Annotated in this window: 24 protein-coding genes and 1 tRNA gene; 13 read left to right on the top strand and 12 right to left on the bottom strand. The window is 57.8% G+C overall.

Annotation, left to right across the window (positions count from 1 at the left end):
• Positions 1-7: 7 nt before the first annotated feature.
• From BN1012_RS14145 to BN1012_RS14130, 4 genes are all read right to left on the bottom strand, one after another.
• Entirely contained in the window at positions 8-574 is a 567-nt protein-coding gene (locus BN1012_RS14145; protein ID WP_052535389.1) for a GNAT family N-acetyltransferase, read from the bottom strand.
• Between the two features lie 125 nt (positions 575-699).
• On the bottom strand, positions 700-978 hold the full coding sequence (gene rpmA, locus BN1012_RS14140) for a 50S ribosomal protein L27 (protein WP_043950092.1): 279 nt from the start codon (positions 976-978) through the stop codon (positions 700-702).
• Between the two features lie 44 nt (positions 979-1,022).
• Positions 1,023-1,334, bottom strand: coding sequence for a 50S ribosomal protein L21 (rplU, locus tag BN1012_RS14135; protein ID WP_043950091.1), 312 nt, complete (start codon positions 1,332-1,334; stop codon positions 1,023-1,025).
• 172 nt (positions 1,335-1,506) lie between these two features.
• Complete coding sequence (locus BN1012_RS14130) at positions 1,507-2,253, bottom strand: CDP-alcohol phosphatidyltransferase family protein (protein ID WP_197538310.1); 747 nt, start codon at positions 2,251-2,253, stop codon at positions 1,507-1,509.
• An 85-nt stretch (positions 2,254-2,338) separates the two neighbouring features.
• On the opposite strand from BN1012_RS14130, the gene BN1012_RS14125 reads away from it, so the two are divergent.
• The 4 genes from BN1012_RS14125 (at position 2,339) to BN1012_RS14110 (ending at position 4,381) form a co-directional block, all read left to right on the top strand.
• On the top strand, positions 2,339-3,061 hold the full coding sequence (locus BN1012_RS14125; protein ID WP_043950090.1) for an SIMPL domain-containing protein: 723 nt from the start codon (positions 2,339-2,341) through the stop codon (positions 3,059-3,061).
• 33 nt (positions 3,062-3,094) lie between these two features.
• Positions 3,095-3,289: a hypothetical protein gene (locus BN1012_RS14120; protein WP_043950089.1), complete on the top strand. Its 195-nt coding sequence runs from the start codon at positions 3,095-3,097 to the stop codon at positions 3,287-3,289.
• Between the two features lie 113 nt (positions 3,290-3,402).
• Positions 3,403-3,492 (top strand) — tRNA-Ser (locus BN1012_RS14115).
• A 52-nt stretch (positions 3,493-3,544) separates the two neighbouring features.
• Positions 3,545-4,381, top strand: a complete 837-nt coding sequence (locus BN1012_RS14110) for a protein NO VEIN domain-containing protein (protein ID WP_043950088.1) — start codon at positions 3,545-3,547, stop codon at positions 4,379-4,381.
• 6 nt (positions 4,382-4,387) lie between these two features.
• Here BN1012_RS14110 and BN1012_RS14105 read toward each other — a convergent pair whose 3' ends face one another.
• On the bottom strand, positions 4,388-5,017 hold the full coding sequence (locus BN1012_RS14105; protein WP_171815982.1) for a TetR/AcrR family transcriptional regulator: 630 nt from the start codon (positions 5,015-5,017) through the stop codon (positions 4,388-4,390).
• Positions 5,018-5,281: 264 nt separating this feature from the next.
• Here BN1012_RS14105 and BN1012_RS14100 point away from each other — a divergent pair, with 264 nt between their 5' ends.
• Complete coding sequence (locus tag BN1012_RS14100; protein WP_145973478.1) at positions 5,282-6,436, top strand: sterol desaturase family protein; 1,155 nt, start codon at positions 5,282-5,284, stop codon at positions 6,434-6,436.
• Between the two features lie 104 nt (positions 6,437-6,540).
• Here BN1012_RS14100 and BN1012_RS14095 read toward each other — a convergent pair whose 3' ends face one another.
• Positions 6,541-7,164, bottom strand: coding sequence for a class I SAM-dependent methyltransferase (locus tag BN1012_RS14095; RefSeq protein ID WP_043951140.1), 624 nt, complete (start codon positions 7,162-7,164; stop codon positions 6,541-6,543).
• Between the two features lie 98 nt (positions 7,165-7,262).
• On the opposite strand from BN1012_RS14095, the gene BN1012_RS14090 reads away from it, so the two are divergent.
• The gene (locus tag BN1012_RS14090) at positions 7,263-8,195 is read left to right on the top strand and encodes a LysR family transcriptional regulator (RefSeq protein WP_043950085.1); all 933 of its coding nucleotides are present in this window, start codon (positions 7,263-7,265) and stop codon (positions 8,193-8,195) included.
• Here BN1012_RS14090 and BN1012_RS14085 read toward each other — a convergent pair.
• Positions 8,171-8,872: a hypothetical protein gene (locus BN1012_RS14085; RefSeq protein WP_043950084.1), complete on the bottom strand. Its 702-nt coding sequence runs from the start codon at positions 8,870-8,872 to the stop codon at positions 8,171-8,173. The genes BN1012_RS14090 and BN1012_RS14085 overlap by 25 nt on opposite strands.
• Positions 8,873-9,063: 191 nt before the next feature.
• Here BN1012_RS14085 and BN1012_RS14080 point away from each other — a divergent pair, with 191 nt between their 5' ends.
• Positions 9,064-9,960 carry a TauD/TfdA dioxygenase family protein gene (locus tag BN1012_RS14080; protein ID WP_171815981.1) on the top strand — a complete coding sequence of 299 codons (897 nt, stop codon included), beginning with the start codon at positions 9,064-9,066 and terminating at the stop codon, positions 9,958-9,960.
• A 28-nt stretch (positions 9,961-9,988) separates the two neighbouring features.
• On the opposite strand, the gene BN1012_RS17095 is transcribed toward BN1012_RS14080, so the two are convergent.
• Together BN1012_RS17095 and BN1012_RS14070 are read right to left on the bottom strand one after the other, a co-directional pair.
• Positions 9,989-11,335, bottom strand: a complete 1,347-nt coding sequence (locus BN1012_RS17095) for a sensor histidine kinase (RefSeq protein WP_052535385.1) — start codon at positions 11,333-11,335, stop codon at positions 9,989-9,991.
• Between the two features lie 51 nt (positions 11,336-11,386).
• Entirely contained in the window at positions 11,387-11,902 is a 516-nt protein-coding gene (locus BN1012_RS14070) for a hypothetical protein (protein ID WP_043950083.1), read from the bottom strand.
• A gap of 92 nt (positions 11,903-11,994) precedes the next feature.
• Between BN1012_RS14070 and BN1012_RS14065 the strand changes: the two genes are divergently transcribed.
• Entirely contained in the window at positions 11,995-12,873 is an 879-nt protein-coding gene (locus BN1012_RS14065) for an ATP-grasp domain-containing protein (protein WP_043950082.1), read from the top strand.
• A 5-nt stretch (positions 12,874-12,878) separates the two neighbouring features.
• Here the strand turns inward: BN1012_RS14065 and BN1012_RS14060 are convergent, their stop codons facing one another.
• Positions 12,879-14,132, bottom strand: coding sequence for a sensor domain-containing phosphodiesterase (locus BN1012_RS14060; RefSeq protein WP_052535384.1), 1,254 nt, complete (start codon positions 14,130-14,132; stop codon positions 12,879-12,881).
• A gap of 247 nt (positions 14,133-14,379) precedes the next feature.
• Between BN1012_RS14060 and BN1012_RS14055 the strand changes: the two genes are divergently transcribed.
• The 5 genes from BN1012_RS14055 (at position 14,380) to BN1012_RS14035 (ending at position 19,906) form a co-directional block, all read left to right on the top strand.
• A complete protein-coding gene (locus BN1012_RS14055; protein WP_052535381.1) occupies positions 14,380-16,110 on the top strand; it encodes an FAD-dependent oxidoreductase in 1,731 nt (576 codons plus the stop codon).
• 118 nt (positions 16,111-16,228) lie between these two features.
• The gene (locus tag BN1012_RS14050; protein WP_043950081.1) at positions 16,229-16,861 is read left to right on the top strand and encodes a TetR/AcrR family transcriptional regulator; all 633 of its coding nucleotides are present in this window, start codon (positions 16,229-16,231) and stop codon (positions 16,859-16,861) included.
• Positions 16,858-17,814: an HlyD family secretion protein gene (locus BN1012_RS14045; RefSeq protein WP_081826419.1), complete on the top strand. Its 957-nt coding sequence runs from the start codon at positions 16,858-16,860 to the stop codon at positions 17,812-17,814. The genes BN1012_RS14050 and BN1012_RS14045 overlap by 4 nt, the downstream gene beginning before the upstream one ends.
• Entirely contained in the window at positions 17,811-18,755 is a 945-nt protein-coding gene (locus tag BN1012_RS14040) for an ABC transporter ATP-binding protein (protein WP_043950079.1), read from the top strand. The genes BN1012_RS14045 and BN1012_RS14040 overlap by 4 nt, the downstream gene beginning before the upstream one ends.
• A complete protein-coding gene (locus BN1012_RS14035; protein WP_081826418.1) occupies positions 18,752-19,906 on the top strand; it encodes an ABC transporter permease in 1,155 nt (384 codons plus the stop codon). Before BN1012_RS14040 ends, BN1012_RS14035 begins: the two co-directional genes overlap by 4 nt.
• A gap of 8 nt (positions 19,907-19,914) precedes the next feature.
• On the opposite strand, the gene BN1012_RS14030 is transcribed toward BN1012_RS14035, so the two are convergent.
• Positions 19,915-21,765, bottom strand: coding sequence for an acetyl-CoA hydrolase/transferase C-terminal domain-containing protein (locus BN1012_RS14030; RefSeq protein WP_043950078.1), 1,851 nt, complete (start codon positions 21,763-21,765; stop codon positions 19,915-19,917).
• A 146-nt stretch (positions 21,766-21,911) separates the two neighbouring features.
• Positions 21,912-23,438: a flavin-containing monooxygenase gene (locus BN1012_RS14025; protein ID WP_043951134.1), complete on the bottom strand. Its 1,527-nt coding sequence runs from the start codon at positions 23,436-23,438 to the stop codon at positions 21,912-21,914.
• Between the last annotated feature and the right edge of the window lie 71 nt (positions 23,439-23,509).

The following is a 23,509-nucleotide window of genomic DNA, read 5'->3' as shown; positions in this document are numbered from 1 at the left end:
CTGTCACTCAGCCTCTTTGTTGCACCAATCCATCAATCCAGCGGTCACGGGTCATGACCAGATCGAGGGACGGCATATCTTCGCCACGCGCCAGGCAGTGACGCTTGGACTTGCCACTATACTCAAAGCCGCACTTGGTGAGCACGCTGCCTGAGGCTGCGTTTTCTTCAAAGTGGCCGGATGTGAGATGCCCCACACCCAGATCAGCAAATCCGATGGTGACAGCGGCCTGCGCTGCTTCTGTCGCGTATCCGTGTCCCCAATAGGGCTCGCCGAGCCAGTAGCCGAGTTCCACGTTGAGGCCAGGAGCGTGGACATTGTCCATCAGCTCAATGCCCACCACACCAATCAGTGCCCCCTCGAGTACGATGGCATAGGGCGATCCCTTGCCTCGTGCGCGGGTGTCTGAATGGGTTGCGATCCAGTCTTCCGCCCCGTTTTCAGGATAGGGGTATGGGAGACGGGCCAGCATCCGGGCCACGTTCCAGTTGTCAGCGAGTTCTGTGAGCCGTGGTGCGTCTTCCATTGTTATCCACCGCAGCTCAAGCCGCTTCGTCTTCATCTGCGCCCGCATGGGACGTCCTTTCATGATGGCGAGAGAGCAAAACAAAAGGGAGATGACGATCCATCTCCCTCCCGGTCGGCTATTGCCTCATGAATGGATTGCCACCAAACGGTGGCAATTGGTCCACCGTGTTCTTATTCAGCTGCCGCTGATGCCGGGGTTGCCGGTACCACTGATACATAGGTGCGGTCGCCTGCGCGGGTGCGGAAGGACACGTTGCCTTCGACCTTTGCAAAAATCGTGTGGTCCTTGCCCATGCCGACATTGTCGCCCGGGTGCCACTTGGTACCGCGCTGACGCAGAATGATGTTGCCTGGGATCACGGCTTCGCCGCCGTACTTCTTGATACCAAGACGACGGCCGGCTGAGTCGCGACCGTTGCGGGATGAGCCGCCTGCTTTTTTATGTGCCATCTTGTGTGTCTCCGTATGTCTTTAAAATACCGGTCGGCTGCGTGTTACGCGCTGATGCCAGTGATCTTGATCTGTGTCTTGTGCTGACGGTGGCCCTTCGTACGGCGATATGTGTGCCGACGAACCTTCTTGAAGATGCGAACCTTGCGGTCGCGGCTCTGGCCAAGAACTTCGGCAGAGACCTTTGCGCCTTCGAGAAGCGGAGCACCGACTTTCGGCGCGCCTTCACCACCGACCATCAGTACTTCGGAAATTTCAATCTTGTCGCCGGGCTCGCCAAGTAGCTTTTCGACCGACAGGACATCGTCCTGAGCCACTTTGTACTGCTTACCGCCGGTGCGGATGACCGCGAACATGAGCGTCGTCCATATAATGAAGGGCACGAAGAAAGGCGGCGGACACGTTCCGCGCCAAAGTTACCCTTGGTCAAAAGAAAATCCGCCGGAGATCGAAAGATACCCGGCGATTGGGCGCGGATCATACTTTTTGGGGGCCTCAAGTCAAGCGGCGTATGGCCGTTTGGCGCGCTTAACTGCCTGAAACAAGGCTCCTATGTGCTGTCAGGCCCAGAAAATACGCCACAAGGGCAATCCAGACGACCACAGCCCATACCGGCGGCTCGGGGTAGGTCATCACCATCATCAGGCTCAACGCGGCCCAGATGGCGGTAAAAACCAAGGTAATCAGCCGTAATTTCACCACTCGCATGGGGTGGGTGAATTTGAGGCGGGTGAAGGTCAGCACCGCACAGACGGCAATGACCGCAAGATTCGCCCACGGGTCTGTTTCCAGCACCCACATATAAAGGACCAGCACATTCCAGACGGCGGGGAAGCCTTCAAAATAGTTGTCGTCCGTCTTCATATCGCGATTGGCGAAGGTGTAGAGCGACACCGCCAGCACCACGCCGGCGGTGGCTGCGCCCCAGCCTTCGGGCAGCAGGCCAAGGCTGGCCAGCATCAAGGCGGGAACCACCACATAGGTGAGGTAATCGACCACCAGATCCAGGGTTTCTCCCGAAATGCGGGGCAAAACCTCCAAAACCCGGTAGCGGCGGGCCAGCGGTCCATCGAGCCCATCGACCACAAAAGCCAGGCCCAGCCACAAAAACGCGGCCTGTGGGTCACCATTGGTGACCGCTGTCAGCGCGAGCATGGCGATGACCGCCCCGGACGCTGTGAACACATGAATGGCCCAGGCGCGCTGGCGTTCAAAGGCCGTGAAGGTCTCTTCAGGACCCCCTTCAGGCCGGCCTTCGGGTGAAATTGTCGCCATGTTGTTGCTCGAATCGTGGATCATCAAAGATGCATAACAATAGCAGGTGCCGTTATGGCGGATACCAGTAGCGGGAGCGGGACAGATGAATAGCGGACCTTTTGGGTTTCTGGGCGCGGTTGTGCTTGCAGCAGGCGTCGCCTTTGCCGGCTGGCAGGTGGGCACCGGCTTTTTTGAAGGCCGCAAGGCGGAGCGCTATGTGACCGTCAAAGGTCTGGCCGAGCGCGACGTGACCGCTGACCTCGCCATGTGGCGGCTGCGCTATACGGCGGCGGGCAGCGACCTCACACAGGTGCAGGCCGAGATTGACGGCAACACCGACACCATCCGTGAGTTTTTGATGTCCCGCGGCGTCAAGGCCGAGGAAATCAGCCTGGAGCGTCTGGAAGTAACGGATCTGCTGGCGCAGGCTTACCGCTCCGGCGGCATTGGCCAGGCGCGCTACATCATTGCGCAGAACCTGCTGCTGCGGACGACGAATGTTCAACTGGTGGATGAGTTGGGACGGGACACGGGCGAACTGGTGCGCCGGGGCGTCGTGCTGGCGGATCTTGGCGGGCCGACCTACTCCTTCAATGGTCTCAACGAGATCAAGCCGGACCTGATTGCCCAGGCAACAGCCGCCGCGCGGACCGGTGCGCAGGAATTTGCAGACAATTCAGGATCAAAGCTGGGCGGTATTCTGCGCGCCAATCAGGGCGTCATCGTCATTCGCCCGCGCGACAATACCGGCGGTGTCAGCCAGGAAAGCCAGCTTGAAAAGACAGTTCGCGTTGTGGCGACTGTGGACTACTCTTTGAGCGACTAGGTTCTTGGCACCCACACTTTTAAGGGACCCCCTATGGGATCGCTGTTTCGCGGACTACTCATCATCATCTTCTGGGCCGTGCTGATTGCCCTGTTTGCCGCCGCGCTGGATGGTGACATCCGCGATGTGCTGGAAGACTACATCCCGTTCTTTGATGTGGCGGACCCGCTGATCGACTGGCTGTCAGAGTTCCTGTCAGCCCTGTGGGAAGCGGTAACCGACGGCTAGCCGCGTTTGCTGCATGGCCGCTCTTGCGGTTTGCAGCGCGGCGAGTCTATTGTCCGCGCCCTGTTGACCAGTGGGCGGTGCGCTTAACACGCCAGCCGCCGCCCATGCCCCGCGGAGAGGTGCCGGAGTGGTCGAACGGGGCGGTCTCGAAAACCGTTGTGCGCGCAAGCGTACCGAGGGTTCGAATCCCTCCCTCTCCGCCACATACTGTCCAAGAATCACGACAAGGCGACCTACAGAGTCTAAACTTGTTTCATGCCAGGGGATGATTGGACATCAGATGAGAACGACGCAGTAGTCGCCGACTACTTCGACATGCTGCAGAGTGAATTGGCTTTTAGGAGCTACAACAAGGCTGAACACAATCGTCAGCTCCAATCCTTAATCGGCAGGGGACGTGGCTCCATTGAATACAAACATCAAAACATCAGCGCCGTGCTGAAAGCGATGGGTGAAGTTTGGATTGGCGGATATATGCCGCGGTTCAACTTTCAAATGTCGCTCGCTGATGCGGTTGCACGTTGGCTTGAGCGAAACCCGCAATGGTTGGGGCGATCGCCAACAACGCAAGGCGATGGTGAGATGCTGCAAGAGCCAACCTCGCTCTGGGTCGGGCCAGCACCCACACTTTCCAACGAGCCAGAGCCCGATGAACTTCAACAGACGCTTGCTGTGGCAAGGAGGTATGACGTGGTTGGCCGCGACAAACGAAACCGAGAGCTTGGTAAGGCTGGTGAGAGGTTTGTTGTCGACTTTGAGCGCGCAACACTGTCCCAAGCAGGGCGTAAAGATCTGGCGGACCTGGTGCGCTGGGTGGCAGAGGAGGACGGAGACGGTGCTGGGTACGACGTCCAGAGTTACGGATCCGACGGCCGGTCTCGCCTCATTGAAGTTAAAACGACAAATGGTTGGGAGAGAACGCCCTTCCACATCACAAAAAACGAACTGGCGGTGGCTGATGCCAAGCGCGATGAATGGTGCCTCTTTCGACTATGGAATTTTTCTCGTGAACCAAAGGCATTCGAGTTGTACCCGCCTCTAGACCAGCACGTCTCACTAACTGCTGAGACTTTCAAAGCCAGTTTTGACTGAGGCAGCTCAGGCTTCCACAAGCCCCATCAACGCCTCAATCATCTGCGCTGACAGCACCTTCGGGGAATCGAACTTGTAGCGGTCCAGGTTGATGGGCAGGGCGAGGCTGCCGTGGATGCCGGCCCAGAAGAGTTGCGCCATCATGTGCGGATCAAAAGCTTTGAACTGGCCGCTTTTCTGGCCGGCGCGGAAGGCTTCGCAGAGGTTTTTGTAGAAGGTTTCTTCGTCCAGGTCCTGCGGGTCCTGCGGGCGGGCGCCCTCGTCGCGCACGAGGAGGAACGCGCTGCGAAACAGGCGGTCGTTATCCAGCGCGAAGGCCACATAGTGGTTAAGCAGGACGCGGACTTTTTCTACCGGGCTGGTGGCGTCATCAAAGCTTGCCTGCATGTCCGAGCGTAACCGCCCCACCGGTTCAGCCCACAGCGTCTGAGACAGGTCAGCCCGGTTTTCAAAATACTTGTAGAAAGTGCCGATCGATATTCCGGCTTCCTCGATCACGTCCCTGATCGAGATGTCGCCCCATGCCCGGGCGTCGCCGGGAGCGATTTTGCGACGTCGGGAAAGCCGGACAAATGCCTCCCGCACATGGCTGCGCATTTCTTCGCGTTTTTCAGGCGTTATCGAGGGTCTGGCCACTGGAAACTGCTCTTGGTGACGGTCCCAAGGGAGTGGCATTTCCACACGCTACGCGCAAGTCGGACGTCCGCCCTCCACCCGTAACAAGAGGCACAGCATACATGTAAGCGCGCCATGCTGCTTGACAGGAGGTTTTGCGAACAGTAAAAAGAACATGTTCATTAAACCTTTCGCAGCCGGGACCGTCCTGCTCTGCCTGTCAAAAAGACAACCAAGTCAAAGACAACCAAATCCAGGCTTTCGATATCCAAAGGAGAGGGCGACGTGACACACGCTGAAACGCAACCGCAAAAAAACAGGACTGTGCCTCCAACCTCGGGACTGGCCTACAGAATCGAAAAATGGGGCGGGATGCCCTTCAACCTGCTGGAAGCTGCCGGTGCCTATGTGCTTGTGCGCCCAATGAACTGGGCGTTGCGGCATCTCGATGGGCTGTCTTATCGGCTGGAAGGGACACTGCTGCGGCGCGTCCTGCAGCACACATTGTTTCCAGTGGCACTCATCGTGTCGCTCTATGCAGGGTTCGAACTCGCTGCCAACGGCGTGACGTTCAACTCACTGCTCACGCTGGTGCTTCTCCCCTTCATCAAGGGCATCATGGTTGCGCCGATTGAGCGGTTGATGCCGTTCAGCCGGAAATGGCTGGAAGGCGGCAACGATACGAGCGTCGACCTCATCCTGTTTATGTCCGGCGCCTTCTGGAATGGCTTTGGCAAGTACCTTCTGCAGGTGCTCTTCATCCTCAGCCTTATCGAAGTGCTGGAGCCTTATGGCCATGGCCTGTGGCCAGCGGAACTGCCCGGGGTTGCTCAGGTCTTTCTGCTGATCCTGATCAAGGATTTCTTCCGTTACTGGCTTCACCGCGCCATGCATGAAGTGCCGTTCCTGTGGCGGTTCCACGCGGCGCACCATTCGGTGGAGCGGCTCTACTGGCTCAATGGCATCCGTAGCCATCCGGTGGAGGTCGTGATCCAGGTATTCTTCTACGCGCTGCCTTTCGCGCTTCTGCAACCGTCAGCAGAGATCGTGATGGTCGCCATCATGATGCAGCTGTGCATCGGCGCATTTCAGCATGGCAACATCGATCTGAAGCTGCGGTTCTGGGAGCACATCTTCTCGATTGGCGACAACCATCGCTACCACCATTACCCAAACAAGGACGTTGGCGATTCCAACTATGGCGGCGAGTTCATCGTGTGGGACATGCTTTTTGGCACGTTTTACAATCCGAAGAACGAACGGCCGAGTGACGTGATCGGCATCGGCACCGCGCCGAACTATCCGATGACGGTCGCGGGTCTGCTGATCGCTCCCTTCTTGCCGGACCAGAAGGTCTTTGGCCCTGACAACGAGCGGACCAGCAGTGACGTGCCGCCAGCATCTGAGCCTTCCCTGCGGGTTGGTGAAGCCAGAACCTGATTCTGTTGGAACGTCGGCAAGCGGTCGGCGAGGCTTACAGCGATCAAGAACAGCAGAGTGGGCGTATCCAGGAAATGTCCTGGGTGCGCCCCTCGCCTGATTGGCTACCCGGGTTTGCGGCAGATGAGAAACACCGTCCGCCCATTGCCGGGCTGCCAGTGGGTTTCGATCTTGAAGCCGGCGTCGGTCATGAAGCCGACAAGGGCGTCAGCTTTGAGGAATTGCACAAAGGGCACTTTGCCGATGGCGCGGCCCAGGGGCAGGATGAGCTTTAGCCAGTTCATGCCGTCGCCCAGGCATACGGTGCTTGAGACAAACACTCCGCCGGGCTTGAGCCAGCGATAGATGTCTTTTGTTGTGCCCGCTGGATCTTCGATCAGGTGCATGATGCTGTTGCCGAGGATGGCGTCGTAGCTTTCATCCGGCACGTTCATGTCGGCAATATCGGCGGTCGTGAATTTGACGTTGCTGACGTTTTGTTCCAGGGCCTGCCGTTTGGCGATTGCCAGCATGGCGTCTGAGATGTCGAAGGCATCAATGTGAGCCACGTGGGGGGCGTGGCGTAGGGCCGTGCTCCCGGTGCCGCAGCCAAATTCCATCACCTGCATGTCGGGGCGAAACTGTTCGCGGGTCAGGCGCAGCTTTTCTTCATAGGCGTCCATGTCGCCTATGGGAGAGGCGAAGTACTTGTCTGCGATCTTGTCCCAGAATTTGGCGTCGTGCGGCATAGGTGCCTCCTGCGGGCTGAAACTGTATGCCCAGTAGATACCCATGCGTATTTCAGATAGAAATTGCTGAATTATGTTCGTTTGGTATGCAAAAATAGATGAATTGGAACGCCATATCCTTTGACTGGAACCAAATCCGCGCGTTTCTGGCGACAGCGGAGGAAGGGTCCTTGTCAGCTGCCGCCCGGGCGCTCGGCCAGACGCAGCCCACCTTGAGCCGACAGGTCACCGGACTGGAGGACGCCTTGGGGGTGACGCTGTTTGAGCGCGGGCACCGGGCCATGACGCTGACCCAGGCCGGACACGAAGTGCTGGCGCATGTGAAAGACATGGGTGACGCAGCACTCAAGGTATCGCTTGCTGCGTCGGGCCAGTCCAGCCACGTGGAAGGCAAGGTCAGCATTACCGCAACCGAGCTGTTTGCGCGGTATTACCTGCCGTCGATCATCGCTGAACTCCAGCAGGTCGCGCCGGGGATATTTGTCGAGGTCATTACCTCGAACGATGTACGGGACCTTACCCGTCGTGAAGCCGACATATCCATCCGCCATGCACGACCGGAGCAGCCGGATCTCATCGGGCGGTTGGTCGCGGAAACCACCGCGCATCTTTATGCATCCCGTGACTATCTTGATCGGTCCGGGCGGCCAGACGGGCTGGATGATCTGGCTGACATTGATCTGCTCAGTTTCGATGAAGCGGAAAACATCGTTCCGTTTCTGCAAGGGCTGGGTATGCCGGTCACGCGGGAGAATATGCGTGCGTCAACTGCAAGCGGTGGGCTGTTGATGGAACTGACACGCGCCGGGCTGGGGGCCACGTTTCTTACCAAAGAGGCTGCGGACAGATTTCCCGAGCTGGAGCAGGTGCTTCCCAGCATGGCGCCCGTGCCGGTTCCTGTATGGCTGGTCACCCATCGGGAGTTGCGTACCAGCCGGCGTATTCGCCTTGTCTATGACTTGCTGGCTGATCGGTTGCCTGCGCTTATGGCTGCAGCGGCCGATGATCAGTCGGCAGAAAAAAGCGAATAGCGCGGCCCGCGCGGGGCTGGCACTTTTTGATCCTCTGGCAATGTGCAGATGCGGTTCATGCGGGTGATGCTGCCATCGACATATTCCCACACCAGCTGTTGCCCATCGAGGTAACGCCGCACGACGGTTGGACCCCAGCCGAAAACTCGAAACTCAAGCGCGCCCTGATTCCAGACCATGCCCGCAGATGTGCGCGGGCAATATTCCCTGTCACCGATGGTAAACACGACCGCACCCTCAGTGTCGTTGGACGTGAAACCCCCGGTGCTGTTGGGGCCGGAATCGTGGATGATGCCGCTGCTCGTGATGACCGTCCGGGTGCCGCATTGTTCAACGCGTTCCACATGTCCGACCTTGCCGGTGACGCCGATCCACAGGCCGCGAATGTCGACGGTGCCCACCGGCAGCGGCTCTGTGCACTCACGTAGGATCGGCAGGGGAAAGTGGGTGTAGCTGCAGCCGGGCGTGTTTCCCTTTGGAATGTCGGCTGCCCGCCTGCCGCTGCTGTCGAGCTTCGGAAGGGCGCAATAGTCGATGGTGCTGCCGTCTCCTTCCAGCGCCGCCTGCTCTGTTGTCAGCGGTGGGCGCTCAGAGAAGAAGGCGAGCCAGAAGAGCCAGGCTGCACCTATGACCAGTGCAGTCACAATGGACAGGGCAATCTTGGCCAACCACTTCATCAGCGTTCTTTCATCGACGCACTTTCATGGGATCATTCGATCCATGACCGATGTGCCACCCTTGTATTGGCATTATTTGTGCCAATAGTTGTGTTGGTGTCAAGTGTGGCGGATGCTGGTCTTGTGACCGCTTCCGTTGAATAATGGCGATCAAGGGACGCGATGAATCCCAGGAACGTAAGGGGCAGGAAATGAGTGCAACATTGGACGTCCGTCCGCTGGCAGGATCACTGGGGGCTTCGGTGTCCGGAATCAATCTGGCGGAGGCGGGCCAAAGTGATGTGGATGCGGTCAAGTCACTGCTGACGGAGCGCAAGGTTCTTGTTTTTCCAAACCAGAACCTGACGCCGGCACAGCATGTCGCCCTTGGGCAGAAATTTGGCGAGCTTGAAGGGGCACATCCGAACCTCGCCAAGCCTGATGCACCCGACCCCCACATCTTTGAGCTGGCAGCCAGTGAAGGTGGCATTGCGGATGAGTGGCATACGGATCTGACGTTCACCGACTCGCCCCCCCTGATGTCGATCCTCAACATGGTGACGTGTCCTGAGGCGGGCGGTGACACCATGTGGACCAATCTCATTGCCGCCTATAACGACCTCTCCGAACCGATGCAGGAAATGCTGGAAGGGCTGACGGCGCTCCATGATGCGCGGCCGCATGGCAATCGCGACGCGATGGCCATTCATCCGGTGGTGCGGTTGCATCCTGAGACCCGAGAAAAAGCGCTTTACGTCAACGAGCATTTCACGCGGCGTATTGTCGAGATGAATGCATTCGAGAGTGAAGCGCTCCTCGCCTTCCTCACCCGCTGGGTTCAAAACCCGCGTTTCACCGCGCGCATCAACTGGTCACAAGGCATGATCGGCATGTGGGACAACCGGGTGACCCAGCATTTTGTCATCAATGATTTTGTGGGTGAGCGGGTCATTCAGCGTGTCACGGTGCTGGGCGATCATCCTGAAGGTGTACGGGCACCTCGCTTCGAGCCGTGGACCAAGCGGGCCAAGCTGTCGGCCACCAGCCATTGGGATGCGCAGCTGTATCGCTTCCTGCGGGATCGTGAAGGCAAGCAGGCGGCCGAGTAGGCTGCCCTACCTGTCATTGGCTGTCAGGTCAGCCTGTCTGGCCAATCAGGGTTCCGGGTTCGTCTGTTGAGGGGTGCGCGCTACCCGCTGCAGCCGGGCAGGGGATGTCAAAGCAGAAGCAGCAGCCTCCACCGGCATTTCTTTCAAGGCTGATTGTGCCGTTCATGTGCTCGGTGATCTGACGGCAAATCGCGAGACCAAGACCGGTTCCACCATGGCGACGGGTATTGCTGGTCTCAACCTGTTTGAAGCGATCAAACACGGTGTCAGCCTGGTTGTCAGGAATGCCGATGCCTGTGTCGTGTACCTCAACCTGAAGGCAACCACCATCCATATTGCGGGCGTGTTTGATGAACACGTCCACAGACCCTGCGTCCGTAAACTTGACGGCGTTGCTGATCAGGTTGGACAGGACCTGCCGAATCCGGTCGCGGTCACTCATGACACGCGCTGGCAATCCGTCCGATCCATGCAGATTTATGACCACCTGTTTTGCTGATGCCAGCGGGCGAAAGAGGTCTGTAACCTCGCGTGCCAGCTCCGCCGGATCAAAGGGCACGCATTTGATTTCGAGGCCGCCAGCTTCATTCTTGGAGTAGTCGAGTATGTCATTGAGGATGGACAGCAGTGAGTGTGCCGAGTGCAAGGCAATCTCGGCGTGTTCTTGATCTGCTTCTGGCATCTTCGACATGGTCAGCAATTGCAGCATGCCAATCACGCCGTTCATGGGGGTGCGAATTTCGTGGCTCATCATCGCCAGGAATTCTGATTTGGCCTTGTCGGCTTCCAGGGCGCGCTCACGCTCGGCCTCAATACGGTCTGCAGCGCGTTGCATTTCGCGGCGGTAGATCGTGCTGCCTAGAAACAAGATGACCGCGCCGCAGATCAAGCTCACAAGAAAGGCAGGGTCAGGGTCGTGGCCCGTAGTGCCAGTGGTTTCGTTCACATAGCCAAACACAAATGCGCCGCAGGAAACTGCAGTGGTGAGAAGTCCAAATCGCCAGCCCTGAATGAGCGTGAAAGCAGCAATGGCCGGGAGGAGCAACAGGTTGGTAGATGAGATCAGGATGCCCAGGCTAAGGGACAGTGTGATGAACAGCGTCATGGCGCCATAGCCTGCCAACCTGACGCGTCTGCCGAAGGAAGGGTGCCCGTTGATGAGTGTCGGCCCGAGCAGAAATCCAATAGCGATCGCCTGACCAAGTGCAACCTGGACCGGGTGAATGGCCAGGTAGGGGATGTTGGTTATTGAGACGAGTGTGCCCGAAATGCCGGCGAGTACGCAGAACGTCGCAAATGTCCGCTCCGATGCAACCCGAAGCTCCGCACCTTCGCGTGTCTCAGGCCAGTATTTAGTCTTGAGCAGACTGAGCATTTCGCCGTGCCAGGTGGGATACAGTTACGCTGGTAGCTAAGCATTATTGTCTTAATCAATGCCCAATGCCTTGAGAGCATGACGAATTTTGACCTTCGCTGATGCGGCTGCTTCTGTTTCCCGTGCTTTCTTCAGAATGTCACCTGCAGTTTCCTGAAAGTCGGGGTGTTGCGAGGCCAGCACATGAAGGCCGTGATACGCCCAGGCGCGGACGAACTTTGCGTCATCAAGGATTGCGTTCTGCAGATGTCCCTGCACCGGTTTGACCTGATCCAATGGAATGGTGAGGTAGGGAAGACACTGCAGCACATGAAGACGAGCCTCCCAATGGGTCGTGTGCGGCAGCGCGTTCAGCACCGCTGATGTTTCATCTGTGGACTGAGGCAGCCACCCCAGTTCGAGGTGGTGTTTGATCAGCCACGTGATGCCACGTTCGCATTCAGGGTCACCTAGCGATCGGATCAGCCGTGAGCCGAAGGTGAGATCTGTCTTGTTGACGTCATAGATCTCCGCAATGGCCTTGACGGATTTTCCGTCCCAGGCGGCAACCGTGTCTTTCAAGCTCATCTTGTGCTCTTGGGAAAGTGGTCGCGGGGTCAGCATGGAAGGCTATGCTGGTTACCCCGCTTTGTGTCGAACTCCAGTTGTGTCGGTGTCCTATGCCTGCCTCCCGAAAGATCGCTTTTCTTGCCTGCAAACACAATCTGACAACGTCGCCGGACAAGTGGCCGGATGCGTTCGAGCATGACATGGAGCTGGATGCTTTTGCGCCGGCCTTCGCAGCGGTGGGGCTTGAACTGATCGAAGTGGACTGGGAGCAGGTTGATCCTTCGACAGCGGACTTTGATCTCTACTTTGTGCGCACAACATGGAACTACAAAGAAAAGCCGAACGCGTTCGCAGCTTTTCTATCCCGGGCTGCTGCATATGCCCCTGTGATGAATGATCCGCAGACAATTTTCTGGAACATGAACAAGCGGTATCTGGAAGAGTTGGAGGCCAAGGGCCTTCCGGTTATTCCCAGTGCTTTTGTGGATGGTCCGGATACCACCGTGGATGACTTGCGCGCGCGCTTGGGCACGCCTGAGATTGTGCTCAAGCCACTTTATGGCGGCGGAGGGTTTGATATGCGTCGGGTGACGCGTGATGAAGATGGCCTGGACCTGGTGCCTGACACCCATTTCGCCCAGCCGTTCATGTCCGGCATTCTGGATCAAGGAGAGTTGTCGTTCGTGTTCGTCGAGCGTGAGTTCTCTCACGCCCTACGCAAGCGACCCGCCGATGGAAACTACCTGATCCATACCCATCACGGGGGGGCGGATGAAGCGTATCACCCTCCTTCAGGGGAGATTGAAGCGTGTCGCGCATTCCTTGAGGTGATGCCCGGACCGGCCATCGCTACCCGCGTTGATGTGGTGCCGCATCAAGGTCAGTTGCTGCTGATGGAGCTGGAGGCCATCGAGGCACATCTCTTTCCTGCCTATAATCCACAGCTGGGCAGTATGCTCGCGAAGGCCTGCCGTCGCATCATCGACTGATTGCCTCAGGCAGTGCGACCGAGCTCCGCGGACTTGTCATCTGCCGGCAGCATCTCCAGCGCATCCACCAACGCGGCTGGGCGACCAAGCAGATACCCCTGACCACGGTGCACGCCAAGCATCTTGAGGGCGTTCAGCTCTTCTTGTGTCTCAATACCCTCGGCGATAATCGCGGCGCCGGTCTGGCTTGCAAACAAGACAAGCGCTGACGCCAGGGACGACTTTGCAGCGTTGGTGTGCACGTTGCTGGTAAGCGAGATGTCCAGCTTAATGATGTCAGGGTGGAGAAGCAGCATGTATTGCAGACCTGCATAGCCGCCGCCTGCATCGTCGATTGCAAGGCGCAGCCCGCGATTGCGCAAGGGCTTCAATGCACGGCCCAGTGCACCATAGTCTTCCACCTGAGCATGCTCTGTGATTTCGACAACGATGTCTGTGAGATCAAGACCGTCAAACACATCACCGAACCGTGGGTCCACCACCACAAACGGCGAGGCATTTACGGAGACGGAGATGCCATCTGGCAAAGATGCAGCTTCTTCAAGTGCGGTCCGTATGGCACGTAACTCCAGATCGATGCCCAAGCCCACTTCATTGGCTTCGTCAAACCACTCATTTGGCGGACGCTGCGGCTGGCCTGAGAAGCGGGCCAGGCTTTCAAAGCCAATGGGCTGGTTCGTTGAGAGATCCACAATCGGCTGGAAAACAAGAGACATCTCGTTGTTTGCTATTGTGTGTTCAATGCGTGTGCGCTTTTCATCATAATCTTCAGAATGTTTGAGGTCCGCGCCGATCTTCTCGGCAACCAGGCCCGCAAAAGCGCGTGTGATGTTCAGGTCGCGTTCGTTGAGGTGTTCTTTTGGTTCGGCGCTGAAGCAGCAGAACATCCCATACACCTGTCCGTTGTCGCGGCGCAGCGGCACGCTGACATGGGCGCCGATCATCTCAGTCACCGGCATGTTGGCTGCAAACGGTTCCTTGGATGTGTCTGGCATCAACTCGGGCAGGCGGCCTTCCAGAATGTGTTTGCAATAGACATCGTCCAGCGATTTTTCGTCGCCGGGTTTGATCAGTTCCTCGAGGCCGGGGGCATCCACTTTGCGAAAGACGGATTTGTTGTCGACGATTTCTGATACGTAGGCGACATCCATCTCCAGATGCTGGCGTACTGTCTCAAGGGCGCGTGTCACAAGATCGTCTTGCGCGGCGCTTTCAGAATTTTTGCTGGCGAGGAAGTCGATAAGAGACGGATTGGACATTTGTCGCTCTTTTTGTTGTCGATGGTCGACAGTAATGGTTTCAGCAACGATGCCCGCACTCGGCCTTTGCGAGGGCCCGGCACCTGGACGTGATTTTTCCCTTCCATGGTAGCGAGGGGGCGTTAACAATCTGTGCTCTGGCACTTTGTAATGCACGTATTACGAGTGTTTTCGCTGAAACCCTGTCCGGAGACTTCCCTGATTTTCGGGAGTTTTTCCGACTTTTCTCAAGAACAGGCAGAATTTTGTGACCGATGTCTCACACAAGGTTGTAACCACCCCCTCTCCTGCTCCTGATGCGCCGCCATGGGCGGCTGGTGTCGAAGGACGGATGGACGAGCTTTATCCGCGCCTGAGCGATGACGAGACCAAAAAGGTGCTGACCTATGGCGATGAGGTCTTGGTATCGGCAGGAACGCGCCTTTGGGAAGTCGGTGAGCGGAACGTCGCCTTCTATCTCGTGCTGGATGGGCAGATGGATATCCTGCGCCGCGACGAAGCGGGCGAGCACATTGTCTATACCCATGAGCGTGGCGGCTTCAGCGGTGAAACCGTCACGATGACCGGGCGGGGTGCCTTTGTTGCCGGTGCAGCGAAATCTGATCTGCGTGCGGTCAAAGTGTCGAATGAGCTATTGCGCGATCTTCTGGCTGTGGAAGCTGAGCTGGGCGAGAAGATCCTGCAAGCATTCATCCTTAGACGGATGAATATGATTTCCAAGCATCTGGGTGATATCATCATTGTGGGTGACGAGACCGACAAGCAAGCTGCCGGCATACGCGAGTTTCTGTCACGCAATGCTGTTCCCTATGCGGTGGTTGATGCGTCAGCCGACGCGGAGGCCGGCAGGCGCAAGGCGCTTGATGCAGAAACCTGTCCGAAGCCGCTGGTGATCTGTGGGCATACACGGCTGTCTCAGCCAACCATCAAGGAAGTGGCTGATTGCCTGGGGCTGACTGCGGAGTTGCCGGCTGACGCGTCCTTTGATGTCGCTGTTATTGGCGGTGGTCCTGCTGGCCTTGCCGCTGCAGTGTATTCCGCGTCCGAGGGGCTAGATGTTGTGGTGCTTGAAAAATGCGCCATTGGCGGTCAGGCGGGGTCATCGTCGCGCATTGAAAACTATCTTGGGTTTCCCACCGGCATTTCCGGTCAGGCGCTTACCGGGCGAGGATTCCTGCAGGCGCAAAAGTTCGGTGCCGAAGTGGCCGTGGCGCAGGAAGCCGCGGCATTGACCTGCGGGTCACCCTTCCATCACCTCACGCTTGATTGCGGTGGCCAATTGAAGGCGCGTGCTGTTGTAATTGCGTCTGGCGCTATTTACCGGCAGCCGGACATTGAGGGACTTGAGAAATTCGAAGGCGTCGGTGTTCATTACGGAGCCAGCCATATCCAGGGGATGATGTGCCGGGATCAGCATGTGGTGATTGTCGGCGGCGGAAACTCGGCCGGACAGGCGGCGGTCTATCTCTCGGGCCGTGCCCGCAAGGTGTCGATTCTGATCCGCCGGGACAACCTGGCAGATACCATGTCGCAATATCTCATCCGGCGGATAGAGAGCACGCCGAACATCGAGCTCGTTGTGCATACAGAGGTGCAACGCCTTGAGGGTGAGAGTGGCGTGGAACGCATTCACGTGCGCAACAACCAAAGTGGTGAAGACACAGCAATGGATGCAACGCACCTGTTCTTGTTCATTGGTGCAAAACCGGCGTCAGATTTTCTGGAGGACAGGATCATCCGCGATGAGAAGGGATTTGTCCGCACGGGCGATACGCTGACTGCAGAACACCTTGAAACTGCTAACTGGCCTTTAGCGCGAAAGCCCTTCCATCTGGAGACGAGTTGTCCCGGGGTCTTTGCTGTCGGTGATATCCGCTCGGGGTCCATCAAACGGGTGGCCTCGGCTGTGGGTGATGGCTCGGTATGTGTGAGTTTTGTCCATAGCGCCATTGCTGAAAGCCAGAAAGACAAGCGCTAAACCTCCCCAAAAATCCAGGATTTCTGCGACAAACCTTCGATTAGACATGTTGCGGCTTGATATGCGGCGTTCGATGTATTAAATAACTGACTGGTCAGTTATTTAATGTGAGAGCTTCATGCAACGGGCGCGGACAGATGATGCGAAAGACGAACGACGGCAGGCCCTGCTTTCAGCTGCTCTGGAAGTCTTTGTGGAGAAGAGTTTTGCGGCGGCGCGCATGGACGACATTGCGCGGGCGGCTTCTCTCTCCAAGGGCACCGTCTACCTCTACTTCTCGTCGAAGGAAGATCTGTTCGAAGCCGTCCTGCGAAACGTCGCGCTTCCAAAAGTTGAACACATCGAAAACCTGATGCGCGACGCGCCCTCCGTTGGCGAGGCGCTGGATGGTATTGGCCTGTTTGTCCCGCACCTGATCCGCGAAACAGCTCTGCCCCGGATCATCAAGCTACTCATCTCCGAGTCCGGCATGTTTCCCGAAATTGTTCAGTCCTACCGTGAAGATGTGCTGGACCGACTGCTGGGTGGTGTGACGGGGCTCCTGGCCCGCGCCAAAGCAGCCGGAGAAATAGAGGTGGGTGATCCGGCACTCGCCGCGAGGCTCGTGGCGGCACCCATCGCGTTTTCCGCTTTGTGGAGCGTTGTGTTTGAAACTGTCCCCGAAGCGCGCGTCGATATTGATGCCCTGATGGCCATGCATGTGACGCATCTCAAGCGCGCCCTCGGTGTCATTGAGGAGGTTAGCGCATGACCACACTCTTTCATCGAATGGCCTTGGTGCTTTGTGTGCCTCTCGCGCTGGTGGCTTGCGGACAGGAGTCAGACGGTCGCATTTACACGGGATATGTCGAAGCTCAGCTGGTGTATGTCGCGGCTCCCGCGTCGGGATGGCTGACGGACGTGCCCTTGTCAGAAGGGCAGACTGTTTCAACTGGCGATCTGGTGTTCGAGTTGGACAATGGCCTGCAAACCGCTGCCGTTGCGGAAGCAAAAGCAAGGTTGGAACAGGCAACTGCGCAATTAGCAGATCTTGAAAAAGGGGTTCGCTCGCAGGAAATGAGGGCCTTCGAAGCGCAACTTGCCGAAGCAAATGCGGATTTGCGACTGGCGCGGTCCGAGCGCGACCGCTCATTGGCGTTGGTCCAGCGCGGTGTCGCTGCCGCAGCGCGCGGTGACGAGGCAACGGCACGCTACGGTGTTGCGCTTGCCCGGATGAATACGGCGACGGCAAATCTGGAAACCGCAAAACTGGCTGCACGCGATGACACGGTTGATGCGGCAGCAGCGGCACGCGACGCAGCTTCGGACGCCCTGACCCAGGCTCAGTGGCATCTCACTGAGCGCAATGTGCTGTCGAAGACCTCGGGAACCGTAGAAGAAGTATTCAATAGGACAGGCGAGTTTGTATCCGCTGGTACGCCCGTGGCAGCGGTCCTGCCTGCTGATGGTCTCAAGGTTCGTTTCTTTGTGCCTCAAAGGCATCTAGCGCATGTGCAGCATGATGGTGCGGTATCAATTTCAGCAGATGCTCTTGATCAGACTGTTGCGGCGCGTATCACGCACATTGCGCGTGAAGCCGAGTTCACACCGCCGGTGATCTACAGCGAAGAGTCGCGTGACACATTGGTGTTTCTTGTGGAAGCAAAACCACTGGACGGCTCGGCCCTGCGTCCGGGGCAACCAGTTGATGTGAGGGTGCCATGAACGTGACCTCACAAAACGATCTGGCGATAGATGTTCGCGGTCTGGTCAAACGCTTTGGCGACAAGACGGCGGTGGATGGTGTGGATATCCAGATGCCGCGTGGTCAGGTCTGGGGGTTTCTTGGGCCCAACGGCTCCGGCAAGACCACAACCATTCGCATGATCTGCGGCCTGCTCGACCCGACCGAAGGTGCGGGACGGGCGCTGGGCTTTGACATCCTGAGCGAAAGTGCGGCCATCAAGCGACGCACGGGGTACATGACCCAGAAGTTTTCCTTCTGGGGTGATCTCACCATTCGCGAAAACCTTGAATTCGTTGCGCGGCTCTATGAACTCGACCGTTTGTCAGAGCAGGTAGACCGCACCCTGGAAACGCTTGGTTTGGCGGATCGGCAGCATCAATTGGCTGGCGCCCTGTCTGGTGGTTGGAAACAGCGGCTGGCCCTTGGTGCAGTGACCATGCACCAACCACAACTCTTGCTTCTGGACGAACCGACGGCCGGTGTTGACCCGCAGGCACGCCGTGACTTCTGGGATGAAATCCACCGGTTGTCGTCGGCTGGCCTGACGGTACTGGTTTCAACGCACTACATGGATGAAGCCGAGCGCTGTGATCGCATCGTCTACCTTGCCTACGGCAAACTCATCACTGAAGGACGGGTCAGTGACGTGATTGCGAAATCCGGACTGATCACATTCCGTGGTGTTGGCAATGATGTGCGTCCGCTGTCGGCCTATCTTGAGTCTCAGCCTGGTGTCGAACACGCCGCCTATTTCGGTGCGGCGCTGCACGTCAGCGGGCAGGACCGTGCGGCACTCGAGCGAGCGATCGCGACGGTGGACCCGTCAACGGCAACCTGGGAGGAGGTGGCACCCGGCCTAGAAGACGCGTTCATCGCACTGATGTCGCGCACTGGCGGCGACCTGCGGGTGCACTCATGAGGTTCCTGGGCCTCACGTCTTCCGCATCAGCTTATGCACGCATCGCCGCCATCTTCCTCAAGGAGATGATCCAGATGCGCCGTGACCGGCTGACCCTGGCCATGATGCTGGGCGTGCCGATCATGCAGCTTGTCCTATTCGGCTATGCCATCAATCTGGACCCAAAGGATCTACCCGCTGCCGCATTGGTTGAAGAGCAGACACCGATCGTCCGCACCATCCTCACCGCTATGGAGACATCGGGATACTATGACTTTGTCGAGCAGGTCGAAGACCATCAGCAGGCAGCCGATCTTCTCAGGCGCGGTGACGTGGCTTTTGTCGTCACGTTTCCTGCAGGCTTCACAGAGCGGCTTGTTCGTGGCGACCGGCCTCAATTGTTGATCGAGGCTGATGCATCAGATCCGTCGGCTTCTTCAAATGCGGTGGGCCGCGCAAACGAGATTGTGAATCTTGCGCTACGCCACGACCTCAAGGGCGCGCTTGCGCATTTGAAACAGGGGCCTGCGCCGGTCGAGGTGATTGTCCATGCGCGCTATAACCCCGAAGGCCTCACGCAATACAACATCGTGCCTGGTCTGTTGGGGGTGATCCTCACCATGACGTCGGTGATGATTACATCCATCGCCATGACCCGCGAAGGAGAGCGGGGCACCATGGAAAACCTGCTAGCCATGCCGGCCAAACCCTATGAAGTGATGATCGGCAAGATCGGGCCTTACGTGGCTGTGGGGGCGGTGCAGACGGTCATTGTGCTCGTTGCGGCCAAGTATGTGTTCGGCGTACCGTTTGCCGGCTCGTTGCCGCTTCTGCTTGTGGGCATCATGCTGTTCATCATCGCCAATCTGGCGCTGGGCTTCATGTTCTCGACCTTTGCCCAGTCGCAGATGCAGGCGATGCAGCTCACATTCTTTTTCTTTCTTCCGTCGATCCTGCTCTCCGGTTTCATGTTTCCCTTTCGCGGCATGCCGGACTGGGCACAGATCATTGGTGAAGGCTTGCCGCTCACTCACTTCCTGCGCATTGCGCGTGGCATCATGCTGAAGGGTGCAGACTTTTCAGACATACAGATGCCGTTTGCCGCTATCTGCCTTTTCACAGTGGCCGTCGGTATCCTCGCTGTGATGCGATATCAGCGCACGCTGGACTAGGGTGTGAGCTAGGCTGCGACGGTCTTCCGCAGAGCGCCGCGCAGCAAGGCGGCGTAGAGACGCTGACGCATGTTGGTTGGTGCATCCAGTTTCATTCGCGCCAAGGCTTCGTTCTCTTCTGCTGATCCGGCGCCACGGCCTGACAGTGCAAGCTTGAGCGCTGCAAGGGGAGAAGCGGATGCTTCGCGCATCGTGCCCAAGGCTGGAATGAGTCGCTGTTCGACTTCCGTGAAGTCCGAGCCAAACGGGAAGGCCGGTAGGTCACCCTTGGCTGATGTTGTCTTGAGCCTGCGTGCAAGTCCCTCCGGCGTATTCTCAATGGCGTGCTCGGGAATGGTGTAATCGGCCTGCAGCTTGCCTGCCTTCTTGGCCTGCGCCATGAGATCTGGCTGGAAGCGGCTGTCGCTGATTTCCAACATGGCCACGATGACTTGTGCGTCCGATTTTCCGCGCAGGTCGGCAACGCCATATTCGGTCACCACGATGTCGCGCAGGTGGCGGGGAATGGTCGTGTGTCCGTAGGACCAGCGAATGTTACTCTCCGCGCCGTTCGACCCTTCTCGGGTTGCGCGTATGGCAATCACGGATCGCGCCCCTTCCAGTGCAAAGGCTTGCGCCACAAAATTATACTGGCCGCCAACGCCTGAGACGACGCGCCCATCTTCAAGGCCATCAGAAACTACGGCACCCATAAGCGTGGCCATCATGCCGCTGTTGATGAAGCGGGCATTGGTGCGGGCGCGGCGTTTTTCTGCTTCGGGACCGTAGAGTTCATTGACGTAGGAGACGGGGCGCATGGCAATGCGCGCACGCTGGGTCTCATCCATGTCGCGCAGGCGCTGATAGAAATCAGATGGGCCAAGGAAGAAGCCCGCCTGAAGACACACACCGTCAACTTCGCGCGTGAGGACATCCGCCTCGATCAGATCAAGGAAGGCAGGCACAAACATTTCGCTGGCGCCGAACAAGCCCTGATCAAACTGTTCCATGTGGGCGGGGCCGCTTATCGTGGCCCCTTCAAGGTTCGAGATTGCTTCTTTGAAATCCGCGTTCTTGCTGTGGCGCATGATCAGGCCGGCTGCCACGGCGTCACCGATTGAACCGATACCGATCTGCAACGTGCCGCCGTCTGGCACCAACCGAGCAATCTGAAGTCCGATGGCATGGTCAGTCAGGCTTACCGGTTCGCGTGGTGGTGCAAACAGGGGCCAGGTCTGACCGGTCAGCATATGGTCGACTTCACCTTCGGGATAATCTGCATCGCCGCCCATGAAGGGCAGGTTTTCGTTTTCCTCTGCCACCATGATGGGGCTGATGATGCCTTCATCACGCGCGTTGAGCAGATCAACGGTCAGGTCCGGGTTGCAGCTCAGGGATATTCTGGGACCTCCCTCTGTTTCACGCCGCGCAACGATCTGGGCCATGACGTTTGGCTTGCGATCAAGAATGGCGCCCAACGCGTGTGTGTAGTTGGCTGAAATGTAGTTCTGCTGCGCTGCGGGTGTGGAAAGCCATTTCCCCGCGAGGAAGAAGAATTCAACAATCGTGATGTTGTCAGGAAGCGTGCCATTGCGCAGCGGGCGCACATAGTCCAACTCGGGATAGTCGCCGAACAGGCGGTCAATCACCGGCTTGATGAAATTGCGTTCGAGCTCATTTCCCGGATTGGGTTTTTCCAGCGTCAGGGCCGTCAGGATGGTCAGCGAAATCGACGGGTCTAGCATCGCCCGGGCGAACAGCGCGTTGCAGGTGACATTTGCTTTTCCCAGACCCAGCGGCATGGCGAGTACAATTTCGCCGTTAGTTGCGGCGATAATCTCGTCTGCGAGGGCAGCGGGGTCCGTGTGGTGTTTGGTCATGAGCCAACTCTGGTCGCGGGATGAGTGTTCGGCATTGTTCTAGCGCAAATGCGTGATGCCTAGGGTATCCACCTGATGCATTTCACCAAAGAAAAACCGCCGGGCGGGTACCCGGCGGTCTTGTCGTTCTGAGAGTTGGTTGGCTGTTATTCGGCGGCAATGGCTGCTGGAGCCGCAACGGTTTTGGTTGCCGGCTTCTTTGAAAACACCATGCCGTCGTCTTCCAGGCTGCCAAAGCGCAGCATCACCAGATCCTTTGCGTAATTCTGATGTAGCTTCCACGGCGTCTTGGAGCCCTGCTTGGGGAAACTCTCCATGGCGCGCTGGACGTAGCCGGATTTGAGGTCGAGCCAGGGCTCCACTTCCACATCACCTTCGGTAAAGCTTGGTGTTGCCTGATCCAGGCCCTTGGCATCCATGTGGTTCAGCAGGCGACAGACATACTCGCAAGTGAGGTCACATTTCAGCGTCCATGAGGCGTTCGTGTAGCCAAAGGATGACGCCATATTGGGGATGCCGGAATACATGAAGCCCTTGTAGGCCATGGTGTCTGCGGCGGTCATCAGTTTGCCATCCACAGACACATCAAGACCGTTCCAGACCTGCAGCTTCAGCCCGGTTGCCGTGACGATGATGTCCGCATCCAGCGTTTCACCGGATTTGAGCTTGATGCCATTTTCCGTGAAGCGATCAATGTGATCGGTCACTGCCGATGCCTTGCCGGATTTCAGGGCTTCATAGAGGTCGCTGTCCGGCACGAGGCAGACACGCTGGTCCCATGGTTTGTAGGTGGGTGTGAAGTGCTTCTTCACTTCTTCATCCCCCAGTTCCTCGCGGACCATGCCAAGCAGGTAGTCCTTCACCTTGGCAGGCTGCTTCATGCACATGCGGTAGAAGTACATGCCCATGAGAACGTTCTTCCACCGGGTGATGCCGTAGGCCAGCTTGCTGGGCAGGTATTTGCGCATGAAATTCGCAAACGCGTCCGTGCCGGGGCGCGACACCACATAGGTCGGTGTCCGCTGCAGCATGGTCACATGCTCCGCCTTGTCCGTCATGGAAGGCACCAACGTCATTGCGGTGGCACCAGAGCCAATCACCACGACTTTCTTGCCGGTATAGTCCATGTCTTCCGGCCAGAACTGCGGATGGATGACCTGACCCTTGAAGTCTTCGCGGCCTTCAAACTCCGGCGTGAAAGCTTCGTCGTAATTGTAGTAGCCGCCGCACATAAAGAGGAAGTTGGCGGTGAAACTCACGGGTTCTTTCGTCGGGCCGCGTTCGGCCTTGATGTGCCACAGGGCGTCCGGCGTGGACCAGTCGGCGCTGATAACCTTGTGTGAGAAGCGGATGTGCTTGTCGATGCCGTGTTCGCGCGCGGTGTCCTTGACGTATTTCAGGATCGACGGGCCATCGGCAATGGCCTTTGGGTCTGTCCAGGGGCGGAACGAGTAGCCCAGCGTGTACATGTCTGAGTCAGAGCGAATGCCGGGATATTTGAACAGGTCCCAGGTGCCGCCCATGGTCTCGCGGCCTTCGAGGATGGCAAAGCTCTTGCCTGGGCTATTGGCCTTGAGGTGATAGCCAGCGCCGACGCCGGATATGCCAGCACCAATAATGAGCACATCAATATGCTCCGGCTTGGCCGTGATCGAAGTTTCCTGAAGTGTCATGTGGTCCACCTGATTGCGCCGACTTTTGAGGCTTTACGTCGGGGATATGTCGCTTTGTGACTGAGAGAACA

The organism is Candidatus Phaeomarinobacter ectocarpi (assembly GCF_000689395.1).
Lineage (GTDB): Bacteria > Pseudomonadota > Alphaproteobacteria > CGMCC-115125 > CGMCC-115125 > Pyruvatibacter > Pyruvatibacter ectocarpi.
The sequence above is the reverse complement of the archived record's forward strand: the minus strand, read 5'-3'. Positions and strand labels throughout refer to the sequence as shown.